General features: G+C 65.6%; 13 protein-coding genes. 8 read left to right on the top strand and 5 right to left on the bottom strand.

What is annotated here, in order from left to right; all coding sequences use genetic code 11:
• Positions 1-568: 568 nt before the first annotated feature.
• Together Q0602_RS06215 and Q0602_RS06210 are read left to right on the top strand one after the other, a co-directional pair.
• Positions 569-2,365 carry an NAD(P)/FAD-dependent oxidoreductase gene (locus Q0602_RS06215; protein ID WP_298840405.1) on the top strand — a complete coding sequence of 599 codons (1,797 nt, stop codon included), beginning with the start codon at positions 569-571 and terminating at the stop codon, positions 2,363-2,365.
• Positions 2,366-2,395: 30 nt separating this feature from the next.
• Positions 2,396-3,466, top strand: coding sequence for a 2,3-butanediol dehydrogenase (locus Q0602_RS06210; protein ID WP_298840403.1), 1,071 nt, complete (start codon positions 2,396-2,398; stop codon positions 3,464-3,466).
• Between the two features lie 16 nt (positions 3,467-3,482).
• Here Q0602_RS06210 and Q0602_RS06205 read toward each other — a convergent pair whose 3' ends face one another.
• The 4 genes from Q0602_RS06205 to Q0602_RS06190 form a co-directional block, all read right to left on the bottom strand.
• Positions 3,483-3,941 carry a DUF417 family protein gene (locus Q0602_RS06205; RefSeq protein ID WP_298840401.1) on the bottom strand — a complete coding sequence of 153 codons (459 nt, stop codon included), beginning with the start codon at positions 3,939-3,941 and terminating at the stop codon, positions 3,483-3,485.
• A 99-nt stretch (positions 3,942-4,040) separates the two neighbouring features.
• Positions 4,041-4,826, bottom strand: coding sequence for a molybdopterin-binding protein (locus Q0602_RS06200; RefSeq protein ID WP_298840398.1), 786 nt, complete (start codon positions 4,824-4,826; stop codon positions 4,041-4,043).
• The gene (locus tag Q0602_RS06195) at positions 4,819-5,724 is read right to left on the bottom strand and encodes a cytochrome b/b6 domain-containing protein (protein WP_298840395.1); all 906 of its coding nucleotides are present in this window, start codon (positions 5,722-5,724) and stop codon (positions 4,819-4,821) included. Before Q0602_RS06195 ends, Q0602_RS06200 begins: the two co-directional genes overlap by 8 nt.
• A gap of 60 nt (positions 5,725-5,784) precedes the next feature.
• A complete protein-coding gene (locus tag Q0602_RS06190; protein WP_298840392.1) occupies positions 5,785-6,135 on the bottom strand; it encodes a pentapeptide MXKDX repeat protein in 351 nt (116 codons plus the stop codon).
• Between the two features lie 189 nt (positions 6,136-6,324).
• Here Q0602_RS06190 and Q0602_RS06185 point away from each other — a divergent pair, with 189 nt between their 5' ends.
• The 4 genes from Q0602_RS06185 to Q0602_RS06170 all read left to right on the top strand — a co-directional run bounded on the left by Q0602_RS06185 (position 6,325) and on the right by Q0602_RS06170 (position 10,714).
• Positions 6,325-7,035: a response regulator transcription factor gene (locus Q0602_RS06185; protein ID WP_295040231.1), complete on the top strand. Its 711-nt coding sequence runs from the start codon at positions 6,325-6,327 to the stop codon at positions 7,033-7,035.
• A 2-nt stretch (positions 7,036-7,037) separates the two neighbouring features.
• Positions 7,038-8,510 (top strand): cell wall metabolism sensor histidine kinase WalK, encoded by a 1,473-nt coding sequence (locus tag Q0602_RS06180; RefSeq protein WP_298840388.1) that lies wholly within the window; start codon positions 7,038-7,040, stop codon positions 8,508-8,510.
• 52 nt (positions 8,511-8,562) lie between these two features.
• Complete coding sequence (locus Q0602_RS06175; RefSeq protein ID WP_298840385.1) at positions 8,563-9,153, top strand: NADPH-dependent FMN reductase; 591 nt, start codon at positions 8,563-8,565, stop codon at positions 9,151-9,153.
• Between the two features lie 337 nt (positions 9,154-9,490).
• Complete coding sequence (locus Q0602_RS06170; protein WP_298840383.1) at positions 9,491-10,714, top strand: MFS transporter; 1,224 nt, start codon at positions 9,491-9,493, stop codon at positions 10,712-10,714.
• Between the two features lie 20 nt (positions 10,715-10,734).
• On the opposite strand, the gene Q0602_RS06165 is transcribed toward Q0602_RS06170, so the two are convergent.
• Positions 10,735-11,709 carry a LysR family transcriptional regulator gene (locus Q0602_RS06165; protein ID WP_295040223.1) on the bottom strand — a complete coding sequence of 325 codons (975 nt, stop codon included), beginning with the start codon at positions 11,707-11,709 and terminating at the stop codon, positions 10,735-10,737.
• A gap of 213 nt (positions 11,710-11,922) precedes the next feature.
• Here Q0602_RS06165 and Q0602_RS06160 point away from each other — a divergent pair, with 213 nt between their 5' ends.
• The gene (locus tag Q0602_RS06160; RefSeq protein ID WP_298840381.1) at positions 11,923-13,422 is read left to right on the top strand and encodes a CoA-acylating methylmalonate-semialdehyde dehydrogenase; all 1,500 of its coding nucleotides are present in this window, start codon (positions 11,923-11,925) and stop codon (positions 13,420-13,422) included.
• 41 nt (positions 13,423-13,463) lie between these two features.
• Positions 13,464-13,945: aminotransferase class III-fold pyridoxal phosphate-dependent enzyme (locus Q0602_RS06155; protein WP_298840379.1), on the top strand; the 482-nt coding region annotated here is incomplete at its 3' end.

Raw genomic sequence — 13,945 nt, 5'->3', positions numbered from 1 at the left:
GGCCGCGGGCGGCTGGGGTCGAGCCGGTAGTCGTCGACGCAGCGCCGCCAGGAGCGCTGGATGATCTCGCGCCCCGCCAGCGCCTCGCGCCCCTCGCCCAGGCGTACCAGCGTGGCGATGTGCTGGCGCTGTGCCTGCTCGAACCTGCCCGCTTTCATCAAGCCGAGTTCCATTCCGACGCCTCCTGCCGATGGCCAGTTGCCAGCCTGTGCGCTGTCTGGAAAGTCGACGCGCAAGGGTGTGTACGAAAGTCGGCGAGCGACGGCCAGTTTGGTGTCCAGACTACGCCCTCGCGGCTGGCTGACGCCCTTGTCCGTTGGTCGCAGCGCGTCCCCGGGCGTGACAGCTGTCACGCCCGAGTTAACAGCTGTCACGTAGAGCCGTTACACCCATGCCGCCGGCGTGCCATCTCCCTTCCGCCGCGGCCGGCTCCTGATGCACAAAATCCAGGCTCATCAACATCTTGGCATCTAAGACCAAAGCGCTAGTACGGCCTGGCACGCTTGCTGCACCACGTTGACGCGAGCGCTGTGTGCGCCACATCCAAGAGCACCAACAGGAGCAGCCCATGCCAGCATCCACCCCCACCCAGCAGGCCGCACAGTGGCTGGCGGATTTCGACGCCGCCCTGCGCGCCGGTGATATTCCGCGCGCCACCGCGCTGTTTCGCGACGACGGCTATTGGCGCGATCTGGTCGCCTTCACCTGGAACCTGAAGACCCTGGAGGGCCCGGCGGAGATCGCCGCGATGCTCGAGGCCACCCTGGCGCATACCGCCCCCGGCCAGTGGCAGCTCGACGGCGAAGCCAGCGAGAGCGATGGCGTGATCGAAGCCTGGTTCACCTTTGCCACCGGGATCGCCACCGGCAAGGGGCTGCTGCGCCTGAAGGCAGGCAAGTGCTGGACATTGCTGACCACGATGCAGGCGCTCGAGGCCTACCCAGAGCCGCGGGGTCACAATCGCCCCCAGGGCGCCGAGCACGGTGCCAACAAGGCGCGCGAGACCTGGCGTGAGGCGCGCGAGCGCGAGGCCGCCGAGCTGGGTATCACCCGCCAGCCCTACTGTCTGATCATCGGTGGCGGCCAGGGCGGCATCGGCCTCGCCGCCCGTCTGCGCCAGATGAACGTGCCGACCCTGGTGATCGACAAGCACGAACGCCCCGGCGATGCCTGGCGCAAGCGCTACAAATCGCTGTGTCTGCACGACCCGGTGTGGTACGACCATCTGCCCTATCTGCCCTTCCCCGACAACTGGCCGGTATTCGCGCCCAAGGACAAGATCGGCGACTGGCTGGAGATGTACACCCGGGTGATGGAGCTCAACTACTGGTCCAGTACCGAGTGCGAGAGCGCCAGCTTCGACGAGGCCAGCGGCGAGTGGACGGTGAAGGTGGTGCGCGACGGTGAGCCGTTGACGCTCAAGCCCAAGCAGTTGGTGCTCGCCACCGGCATGTCCGGCGTGCCCAACGTGCCGCACTTCCCCGGGGCCGACGACTTCGCCGGCGAGCAGCACCACTCCAGCCGCCACCCCGGCCCCGACGCCTACCGCGGCAAGCAGGTGGTGGTGATCGGCGCCAACAACTCGGCCCACGACATCTGCGCCGCGCTGTGGGAGAACGACGCCGACGTGACCATGGTGCAGCGCTCCTCGACCCATATCGTCAAGTCCGACTCGCTGATGCAGCACGCCCTCGGCCCGCTCTACTCCGAGGAGGCGCTGGCCAGCGGCATCACCACCGACAAGGCGGACCTGATCTTCGCCTCGATCCCCTACCGGCTGCTGCCCGACTTCCAGCGCCCCGCCTTCGACGCCATCCGCGAGCAGGATGCCGACTTCTACCGGCGTCTCGAACGGGCGGGCTTCCTGCTCGACTTCGGCGCCGACGACTCGGGGCTGTTTCTCAAGTACCTGCGCCGCGGCTCCGGCTACTACATCGACGTCGGCGCCAGCGAGCTGGTCGCCAGCGGCGAGATCAAGCTGCGCAGCGGGGTCGACGTGGCCCGTATCAACCGCCACTCGGTGAGCCTGAGCGACGGCAGTGACCTGCCCGCCGACCTGATCGTCTACGCCACCGGCTACGGCTCGATGAACGGCTGGGCGGCGGAGATCATCTCGCAGGAGGTCGCCGACAGGGTCGGCAAGTGCTGGGGCCTGGGCTCGGATACGCCCAAGGATCCCGGCCCCTGGGAGGGCGAACTGCGCAACATGTGGAAGCCGACCCAGCAGCCGGCGCTGTGGTTCCACGGCGGTAATCTGCACCAGTCACGTCACTACTCGCACTATCTGGCGCTGCAACTGAAGGCGCGTCTCGAAGGTCTCGAGACGCCGGTCTACGGATTGCAGCCGGTCCACCATCTGGCGTGATCGCCAACCCACAGCGGCAGGAGAGACGACATGAGTGAACAGCACATGAAGGCGGCCCGTTGGTACCAGGCACGCGATATCCGCGTCGAGCAGATCGAGGTTCCAACCCTGGACGACCCGCACCAGGTCAAGGTGAAGGTCGCCGCCTGCGGCATCTGCGGCAGCGATCTGCACGAGTACGCCGCCGGGCCGATCTTCATCCCGGTGGACTCGCCGCACCCGTTGAGCCATGACCGGGCGCCCATCGTCATGGGCCACGAGTTCGCCGGCGAGGTGGTCAAGGTGGGCAGCGCGGTGACCCGGGTGGCGGTGGGCGACCGGGTGGCGATCGAGCCGATTCTCTCCCCCCACCGCGACGGCGCCTATCTGATGGAGCGCTACAACTTGAGCCCGCAGCTAGGTTTCCACGGGCTCTCCGGCGGTGGCGGCGGCTTCGCCGAGTACACCGTGGTCGGCGAGCACATGGTGCATCGGCTGCCCGAGGGTCTCTCCTTTGAGCAGGGCGCGCTGGTCGAGCCCGCCGCGGTCGGCCTGCACGCGGTGCGCCAGAGTTCGCTCAAGGCGGGCGACAGCGCGGTGGTATTCGGCGCCGGGCCGATCGGGCTGATGGTGATCGAATCGCTCAAGGCCGCCGGCGCGGCGTCGATTCACGCAGTCGAAGTCTCCGCCGCGCGCAAGCAGCGCGCCTATGAGCTGGGCGCGATCGTGCACGACCCCACGGAGGGCGACATCGTCGAGCGGCTGATCGCGGCCAGCGGCGGCGGCTTCGACGTCGCCTTCGAGGTCACCGGCCTGCCAGCGGTGCTCAACCAGTCGATCGCCAGCACCCACGCCGGCGGCGAGACGGTGATCGTCAGCATCTGGGAGTCGGAGGCGGCGATCCACCCCAACCAATTGGTGATCCAGGAGCGTACGCTCAAGGGCATCATCGCCTATCGCCATATCTACCCCGCGGTGATCGCGCTGATGCAACAGGGCTACTACCGCGCCGAGGATCTGGTGACCGCGCGCATCGCCCTGGATGACGTGGTCAGCCAGGGATTCGAGGCGCTGCTCGCCGACAAGGCGCAGGTGAAGATCCTGGTCGACCCCGGCGCCTGACCTGCCGCGGCACGCATCAGACAGACTCATCGCGCCTCTTCGATGCCAGCAACGCCTCGGCCGCTGTCCACAAGGCAGCGCCCAGGAGTGTGAGATCCTTCACAAGAAAGCCGGCAGTGACCGATTCCAGGCCGAGGTCCGGCGTCGTGAACAGGAAGCTTAGCGTACCCACCAGTGCAAACGCGGCCATCAAGCTCCCTAGCGCAGAGAGTTTGGGATAAGGCCGCCGCAGCGCGATGAGCACGGCCGTGATCACTTCGATCACACCGATCAGACTCGAGCCCCCTCGCTGCCCGAGCAAGGCATTGATCCACGAAAAGAATGGGCTGTTCTCAGTGAGCGGTGCTATCGCAGCGGCTTCGTAGGCGGTGAATTTAAACAGGCCATAGCCGAGAAAGATCAGCACCAGACTATAGCGAAGGATGACGAGACCGGCTGTAGCGATCAGCGGTTGCAGTTTATCGAGCGAGTTCATACGAGCTTCCGTGTGCCTTTTTAGTGGTAACGCGACGTGATCGATACAGCCATTCCTGTGCTTCGCGCCTGTAAACAGGTGCCGATCATCGCCCCTTTGTCAGATTCCCGCCCACCAGTCGTATCCCCTGTCCTCCCAATAGCCGCCCTTGCCACCGTGAATGTTCTTGAAGCTGTCGACGAGTTCCACCCGCATGACGTACTTGGCCTGCTTGTAGCCCAGCTGGCGCTCCGCTCGCAGACGCAGGGGCGCGCCGTTGGCTACCGGCAGCGCGGCATCGTTCAAGGCATAGGCGAGTATCGTCTGCGGATGATAGGCCTCGACCATGTCGAGACTCTCGTAGTAGAGATCGCTACCGCCGTAGGTGTGATCGGCACAGTGAAAGACCACGAACCTGGCCTGATCCCGCGGACGCACGCGATCGAGCAGGTCCGCCAGCGGCACGCCGGTCCACTGGCCGATGCAGCTCCAGCCCTCGACGCAGTCGTGGCGGGTAATCTGGGTTCGCGACGGCATCGCACCCAGCTCGTCCAGCGACAACGTCATGGGCTCCTCGACGAGACCGTCGATCGTCAGCCGCCAGTCGGCGAAATCGCTCTCCACCCAGGCTCGATAATAATCTTCCTGGGGATTGGTGGTGCCGTTGGGACGGAAGACCGGCGCGATCTGGCTCTTGTCGAACTCCTGCGCCAGCGCCTGCCGGGAGGCGATCAGCCGCTGCGCCTTGTAGGTCAGTTGCTCGACGCTACCCAGCGCGCGCTTCACCGACGCGTTGTCGGTAATCCGGTCGCAACCCGCCAGCAGGCTTCCCGCCCCCAACGCCGCCATGCCGGAGAGAAGCCGGCGCCGACTCCGATTCGGCCCGGACGATTCTGGCTTACTCATGAGAATCCTCCCGATTCACCGGCCCAGCCGGCCTTTCAGTGATGCGATAGCGCCCTGTCACCATCGAGCGCAGGTTGTTGAAGACACCCGAGACCAGCACCAGGGCGATATGCACGAAGAAAAAACCCACCAGCGAAAACGCGAAGATGAAATGCAGGGTTCTGGCGCTCTGCCGGCCGCCGAACAGCTCCGTCAGCAACGGCCAGGCCGCATTGATCGAGGGGGACATCGTCAACCCGGTGAGGATCATCATCGGTAACAGCACGAACAGCACCAGGACATAGGTGAGCTTCTGGATGCCGTTGTAGTCGGCTTCGTGATGAAAGCGGAACCGCGCGTGATCGACAAGCGTCCTGGGTATGGCTCTCAGCTGTCGCCGCGTCGGAAAGATCGAGCCTCGCCGATGACGACTGATCACGGTGTAAAGCAGGTACGCCACCACCGAAGGGGCAAAGATCCAGCCGGCGAGGAAATGCCAGTTTCTCCCCATCGTCAGCCACTTGTCCCCCGGCAGCGTCGCCCAACGGGGAAAGGCACGTTGGCGCAGCTGTCCATTGTCATCGGAGAGCCCCAGCACGCCAGTGGTATCGAGCGTGTAGCCGGCGACTCGTACCACACCCCGTTGTTCACCGTCGTTTCCGGCTTGGGCATGAATCGCGATGAAGGGGTCGGAGAAACCGGATTGCTCTCCCCAGTACAGCGCAGGGTGCGCGTTGAATATCTGCAGGCCGCTCATCAGCAGCACGATGAGACAGAGGAAATTGGTCCAGTGCCACAGCCGAGTACCCAGGCTATGGCGCTTGATCAACCGGGACGATTCCGAGGCTTCCGGCTCGGAGGCCGGCCTGGGACTGGAATCGGGCTTGGGATTGGCGACGGGGCCGATACCGGATGGCATGATTCACCTCGCTTTCACGCAGACGGCATCCGGCGGCCGTGGCCGCCGGAAGGCCATGGCTCAATTATCGTGATCCATGCTGTCCTGACCCATGGCGTCGTCGTGGCCCATGCTGTCCTGGCCCATGGCGTCGTCGTGGCCCATGCCGTCCTGGCCCATGGCATCGTCGTGGCCCATGCCGTCCTGGCCCATGGCGTCGTCGTGGCTCATGCCGTCCTGGCCCATGGCGTCGTCGTGGCTCATGCCGTCCTGGCTCATGCCGTCCTGGCTCATGCTGTCTTGCCCCATGGCGTCCTGGGACATGCTATCGGTTTGCGTTTCCTGGGCACTGGCAAGGCTCGTGAAGAACACGCCACCGCTCAACAACGTGGCACTCAATACCAGCAGGAACTTCGTTTTATTCGCGATCATGACCTTCTCCGTATTCCTTGTCGGTAGCCACCTCGGTAGCGAGGCGGTGATAGCAAGGTAATCGGGGATTTCGGGCCAATCATCACGAAACCATAACGTCCGACCGTCCCGCTCCAGGCGTGACATTCGCGTGATGACTCGGTCGGGCATCTCGGCTATGTTCGGTCCTTTGATCCTCCGGAGCGCGATATGCAACGCCCGATACTCTGCGTGGAGGACGATCCCGATATCGGGCGTCTTCTGGAGACCATACTGGCCGAGGCCGGCTACGCGGCCGAATGGGTCAGTACCGGTGAAGCGGCACTGTCGAGATGGGCGGAGTCGTCGATGGTGATCCTCGATCTGATGTTGCCGGGCATCGACGGCCTGCAGGTCTGCCGCGAGATCCGCCGGGAGGACGCCACCATCCCGCTGATCATGTTGACGGCACTTGCCGGCACCCGGGAAGTGGTCGAAGGCCTGGAAATCGGCGCCGACGACTACATCACCAAGCCGTTCGATACCGACATTCTGGTGGCGAGGATCCACGCGCTGATGCGGCGCCGGGAAGCGGTCGACGCACACAGGAGGCCCGACTCCCGTCCCGTCGTCGTGATGGATCTGGAGATCGACGTCACCCATCACCGCGCGACGCTGCATGGGCGCCCGCTCTCCCTGACCGCCAGAGAGTTCGCCCTGCTCGCGTTCTTTTCCCGCCACCCCGGCCGCGGCTTTTCCCGGGGCGAGCTGCTCGATGCCGTGTGGGGCGCGGAGTTCGACGGCTACGATCACACCGTCAACACCCACATCAACCGCCTGCGCAGCAAGATCGAGGACGACCCCGCCCACCCGCGTTACATCCTGACCGTGTGGGGCATCGGCTACCGCTTTACCGACCTTCCGGCATCGGCGGCCGAGTGATCATGTGGCCACTTCTCAGAAGAGCCTACCGCAGTCTCTATGCACGCATCGTCTTCATCTATCTGACCAGCATGATCGCGCTGTCCGCGGCGACCGCGCTGATCGCGGTCGATCAGTTCGACCAGTTGGGCCGCGAATGGCTGCAACGCTCCCAGATCCACATGGCGCGACAGTTGGCCCAGACCCTTCGAGCACCACTCAGCCAGGGTCTCGACGACGATCGGGTGCATACCGCCATCCAGCAGATCATGACCATCAACCCGTCGCTGTCACTATACGTTCTCGATGAGAACGGCCGGGTGGTCGGTGCCTACAGCGAGGGTTCGTGTGGTCTGGGGGAGCAGGTCAACCGGGGCGCCATCGCCGAACTGCTCTCGGAGATGCCCATGCTGCCGGTCTATGCGGACATGCCCTGCCAGGATGGCGAAGGGGTGTTCTCGGTAGCGCCGGTGACCTTCGGCCCCGAAGCCACACCGGGCTACCTGTTCGTGCGGCTGGAGGCCAATACCCAGGTATCGATGGCCAATATCTGGGAGACCAGCGGCATCACCCGGACCCTGCTCATCGCCACCGGCGTCGCCCTGCTGCTGACTCTGGTGGTGGGGCTTGCGCTGTTTGCGTTGCTGACCCGCCGGTTCACCCGGGTGACACGCGCCGTGCGCCACTTCGCCCGCGGCGACTACCGTCAACGCGTCCCCGACCGGATCGACGACGAGATCGGCCGCGTGGGCCGGGCCTTCAACGAGATGGCCGCCACCATCGAGGCGCAGGTGGAGGCGCTGCGCGACAACGACCGTCAGCGCCGGGAACTGGTCGCCAATCTCTCCCACGAATTCCGCACACCGCTGACGTCGCTGTCCGGCTACACCCGGCAACTGCTGCGCACCGCGACCTCCGCCGATGGCCGCGAGAGCCTCGAAGCCATTCGTCTCAACGTGGATCGACTGACACGGCTGGCCGCTCAACTGTCGCAGATGTCCCACGCCAATATCTCCGACCGGCCGCTGAGCCTCGAGTCCTTCTCTTTCGCCGAGCTGGCCAACGACATCGTCAGCAAGTTCCGGCCCAGAGCCGAGGAAAATGGCGTCTGCCTCGCGGTCGAGAACGAGGCCGACATGGCCCAGGTGGCCGCGGATGTCGAGCTGATCGATCACGCCCTGACCAACCTGGTCGACAATGCCCTGTTCGCCACCAATGCCGGTGGGCGCGTCACGATCCGTATCCTCCACCTGAATGCCGATACCCTCAAGATCGGCGTTCGCGACACCGGCATCGGCATGAAGCCCGAGGAGATCGCCCTGGTATGCCAGCGCTTCTATCGCACCGCCCACGGCCGCGAGCGCGGCGACGGGACCGGCCTCGGCCTGGCGATCGTCTCCGATGTGTTGAAACGTCACGACTCGAAACTGACCCTCGAGAGCAAGCCCGGCCGCGGCTCCTGCATCTGGTTCACGCTGCCGCTGGCGAAGCCGTGATAACCTGACCGGGACGGCGATCCCGGCTCGCCGGCTCTCACGGAGGCTTCTCATGACAGATCGTATACTCGTGTTCTACGGTTCCTACCGATCCGACCGCGCCGGCATCCGGCTGGCGGACTACGTGGTGCGCACGCTCGATGCCCAGGGTGCCGACGCCGAACTCATCGACGCCAAGGCCGTCGACCTGCCGATGCTGGACCGCATGTACAAGGAGTACTCCGCGGGCGAGGCCCCGGAGGCGATGGAGACGCTGGCGAACAAGATCCGCGACGCGGACGGCTTCATCTTCGTCACCGGCGAATACAACTGGGGCGTGCAGCCGGGGCTGAAGAATCTGACCGACCACTTCCTGGAGGAGTGGTTCTGGCGCCCGGCCGGTATCGTCAGCTACTCGGCCGGCCGCCTGGGCGGTGCCCACGCCAATCTCGCCTGGCGCGGCACCCTGGCCGAGATGGGCATGGTGGTCATCTCCAGCACGGTCACGGTCGGCCAGATCGGCAAGACTCTGGACGACACCGGGACGCCCGTCGGCGATGCCGGCAAATCCTTCGAACGCGCCTTCGGCCGATTTGCCGACGACCTGAGCTGGTGGGTCGAGGCAGGCAGGCGCCAGCGCGAGCATCGATCGCCGCCTTTCTGAGCCAACGCGTCAGAGGGTGTTTACAAATTCGGCGAGCGAAGGCAAGACAAGGCAAAATCGGCGAAAACGGACCGGGCTGGCGTTCCAGTTTACACGGGGTAAATGAGCATTTTGACCGGGCTCGCGTACGAGGCCGATTTTAACGCCGTATTGCCGAGCGCAGGCATTTTGTAAACACCCTCTTACACTGGTGTGACTATCCCGCCTGCCAGCGCGGGCGACGCCGGCCAAGGATTCGGGCCCGGCGTCGGCTTCATCGACAAGGAGTCTTCGACCTTCGCATGATCACCGATCCTCTCGTGTCAGTCGTCGCCCCGCGTGGGCAGTCGCCGCGACGATGAGCGACACCCGCCTCTTCCGCTCGCTGCGCGTCTACAACTACCGGATCTGGGCCGGCGGTGCGCTGGTCTCCAATATCGGCACCTGGATGCAGCGCGTCGCCCAGGACTGGCTGGTCCTGACCGTGCTCACCGACCACAACGCCAGCGCCGTCGGCATCACCATGGCGCTGCAGTTCGGGCCGCAGCTGCTGCTGTTGCCGTTCACCGGCTACGCGGCGGACCGCTTCGACCGCCGTCGGCTGATCATGCTGACCCAGGCCCTGCTGGGCCTGCTGGCGCTGGGGCTCGGCCTGGTCACCGTGACCGGCGCGGTCACGTTATGGCAGGTCTACGCCTTCGCCCTGGGGCTCGGCTGCGTCACCGCCTTCGACGGCCCGGCTCGCCAGGTATTCGTCAACGACCTGGTCGGCGAGACCTACCTCGCCAACGCCGTCGCCCTCAACTCGACCTCGTTCAACAGCGCGCGCATGATCGGCCCGGCGGTGGCCGGCGTGCTGATCGCCGCCATCGGCACCGGCTGGGTATTCCTCATCAACGCGGTCTCTTTCGCGGCAGTGCTGGGCTCGCTGTTCCTGCTGCGGGTCGAGCAGCTCCACACGCCGCTCAAGTCGGATCGTCGCGCCGGCGGGCTGCTGGAGGGCTTTCGCTATGTCTGGAGACGTCCCGACCTGAAGGCGATGATGGTCATGCTGTTCCTGATCGGCACCTTCGGCTTCAACTTCCCGATCTATATCTCGACCATGTCGGTCTCCATCTTCCAGGGTGGCGCCGACCAGTACGGCGTTCTCACCTCGGCGCTGGCGATCGGATCGGTGGGCGGTGCGCTCATGGCCGCCCGTCGGGAACGGCCGGACCTGCGCCTGCTGGGCATATCGACCCTCGCCTTCGGCGTCTTCAGCGCTTTGGCGGCGGTCTCGCCCAACGTCGTTCTGTTCGCCGCCATGCTGACCCTGACCGGATTCACGGCGCTGACCTTCAACACCTCGTCCAACGCGCTGATGCAGTTGACCACCGATCCCGCCATGCGCGGCCGGGTGATGGCACTGAGAATGGCGGTGATCATGGGCGGCACGCCCCTCGGCGCCCCCATCGTCGGCTGGCTGGCCGATCACGCCGGACCGCGCTGGGCCATGGCGGTCGCTGCCGCATCCGGCGTGATCGCGGCGGCGGTGGCGGCGCGGCTCATGTTCCAGCAGCGCCGCCGGGTCTCGTCATCCTGATCGGGAGAAACCGAGCGTCGTCATGAACCGCGGCCGGCTGTCGGCTCGTCGCGGGGCAACGCCTCCATCAGGGATCGCAGCGCCTTGAGAAAGCTCTCCAACACCAGGTTGGGCGGGCGCCCCTTACGGGTGATGGCATAGTAGCGGGTGGAATATTCGTAGCGGGTGGCGTACTCGAAGGTGTCGGGCGCGAGCCGCTTCATACGGCCGTGCTCGACCCAGCGCTGGGCGAAGTGCGTGGGCAGAAAACCGACATAGCTGCCGGTCAGCACCAGGAAGGCGACACCCTCGCGGTCCGTGGCGGAGGCCTTCGGCTTGAGCGTCTCATGCACGCGCTTGATCTCGGGTGTCTGGGCGTAGGAGGGAACCACGGCATCGAAGCACGCGATCTGCTGCGGCGTGGGCGCGTCGGCGTCGAAAAGCGGATGCCGGTCGCTGCAGTAGAGCGCCGACTGCTCGTCGTAGAGCGAGAGATAGTCGAGCCCCGGTACGCGCTTGAGTTCCGGCACCACGCCGGCATGCAGGCTACCGCCGAGTACCGCCATCTCGATGTCGTTGGGGGGCGCCATGCGGATATTGATGTGGACGTTGTCGCCGCGCGCCTTGAGCGCCCGCAGCGCCTCGGTGACATGCATGTTGGGCATGGTGACGAGATTGTCGGTGATGCCGATATTGAGCTCACCGGTCAGGCTGGAGTGCAGGCCGTTGACGCGGGTACGAAAATCTTCCACGGCGGCGAGCAGCTGCATGGTGGCCTCGAATACCGCCTGCCCTTCGCTGGTCAACTGGAAGCCGCTGCGGCCCCGCTGGCACAGCCGCATCGAGAGACGCGCCTCCAGATCGCTCATCGCCATGCTGATCGCCGCCCGGCTGATGTTGAGCTCGACCTCCGCCGACGAGAAGCCGCCGCACTCCACCACCTTGCGGAAGATGCGCAGCAGGCGCAGATCGACGTCCCCCAACTGCCCCATTAGCGTGATCTTGCGTGAACTCATGTCGGTACCTGTCGTTCCCGGCGCCCTATCGGCCGAACGCCCGCGAGTAGCGGGGAAAGTTAAGCAAAGCGTTTAGTGAAATTAAGCATACAGGGATTTATTGACGCTATCCTCCAGCCTCAATCTGGACCCTGGCCAATCGGGCAAGCGCTCGCCACCGCGCCCTGCCCGAGATTTTCCATCGTCGATTGATACCCAAAGGATCGAGATCACATGTCCGACACGCTGACTCACTTCGTCGACGGCAAGCGCGCCGCGCTGGACTCGACGCGCACCAGCCCGATCTTCAACCCCTCCACCGGGCAGCGCTCCGGCGAGGTTCTGCTGGCCTCCCGTGCGGATGTCGAGCGGGTCATCGCCTCGTCGCAGGCTGCGTTCGAACAGTGGTCGGCCTTCTCCCCCCTCAGGCGCTCCCGGGTCCTGTTCAACTACAAGTCATTGCTGGAGGCCCACGCAGACGAGCTCGCCCGGCTGATCTCCCAGGAGCACGGCAAGGTGTTCTCCGACGCCAAGGGTGAACTGACCCGCGGCCTGGAAGTGGTCGAGTTCGCCTGCGGCATGCCGCATCTGCAGAAGGGCGAGCACTCGCTCAACGTCGGCTCGGGCATCGACTCCTTCTCGCTGATGCAGCCGCTGGGCGTCTGCGCCGGCATCACCCCGTTCAACTTCCCGGCCATGGTGCCGCTATGGATGTTCCCGATCGCCATCGCCGCCGGTAACACCTTCGTGCTCAAGCCGTCGGAGAAGGACCCCTCGGCCACCCTGCGCATTGCCGAGCTGTTCAGTGAAGCGGGGCTGCCCGAGGGCGTGCTCAACGTGGTCAACGGCGGCAAGGAGGCGGTCGACACCCTGCTCACCGATCCGCGGGTGCAGGCGGTGAGCTTCGTCGGTTCCACGCCGATCGCCGAGTACGTCTACGCCACCGCCTCCGCCCACGGCAAGCGCGTGCAGGCCCTCGGCGGGGCCAAGAACCATATGGTGATCATGCCCGACGCCGATCTCGACCAGGCCGCGGACGCGCTGATGGGCGCCGCCTACGGCAGTGCCGGCGAGCGCTGCATGGCGATCTCGGTGGCGATGCCAGTGGGCGACGAGACCGCCGAGAAGCTGCGCGAGAAGCTGTTGTCACGGCTGGACGAGCTGCGCGTGGGCGAGAGCCTCACCGACGGCCCGGACCACGACATGGGACCGCTGGTCTCCCGCGCGCACCTGGAGAAGGTGAGCGGCTATATCGAGCAGGGCGTGCAGGAAGGCGCCGAGCTGGTGCGCGACGGCCGCCAGCTCCAGCACGACAGCGACGGTTTCTTCATCGGCGGCACCCTGTTCGACCACGTCAAGCCGGGCATGCGCATCTACGACGAGGAGATCTTCGGCCCGGTGCTGGTGATCGCCCGCGCCGAGAGCTTCGATGCCGCGGTCAAGATGGTCAACGACCACGAGTTCGGCAACGGCACCGCCATCTTCACCCGCGACGGCGACAGCGCGCGGCAGTACTGCGAGCAGATCCAGGTCGGCATGGTCGGGGTCAACGTGCCGATCCCGGTGCCCATGGCGTTCCACAGCTTCGGCGGCTGGAAGCGTTCGCTGTTCGGCGCGCTGCACGTGCACGGCGCCGACGGCGTACGCTTCTACACGCGCATGAAGACGGTCACCGCACGCTGGCCCTCCGGTCTGCGCGAGGCAACCAATCAGTACACCATGCCAACGCTGTGAGCAGCGCAGCCCGGACACCATGTGACAGGACAGGATTCCCCATGCACTCGATCGACAATCAGCAGGTGAAGGCGCTCGACCGCGCCCACGTGTTCCACTCCTGGTCGGCCCAGGGCGCGCTCGATCCGCTGGTGATCAAGAGCGGCGAAGGCTGCCGGCTGTGGGACTACGACGGCCGCGAGTACCTCGACTTCTCCAGCCAGCTGGTCAACACCAATATCGGCCACCAGCATCCGCGGGTGATCGCGGCGATCAAGGCCCAGGCCGACGAGCTGACCACCATCGCCCCCGCCCACGCCAACTGGATGCGCGGGCGCGCCGCCGAGAAGATCCTCGAACGCGCCCCGGCCGGCTTCGCCAAGGTGTTCTTCACCAACGCCGGCGCCGACGCCAACGAGAACGCCATCCGCATGGCGCGGGCGGTCACCGGCCGCGACAAGATCCTTTCGGCCTACCGCTCCTACCACGGCGGTACCGGCTCGGCGATCGCCGCCACCGGGGATTTCCGCCGTGTGCCCAACGA

Source organism: uncultured Salinicola sp., from assembly GCF_937921195.1.
GTDB lineage: Bacteria > Pseudomonadota > Gammaproteobacteria > Pseudomonadales > Halomonadaceae > Salinicola.
The sequence above is the reverse complement of the archived record's forward strand: the minus strand, read 5'-3'. Positions and strand labels throughout refer to the sequence as shown.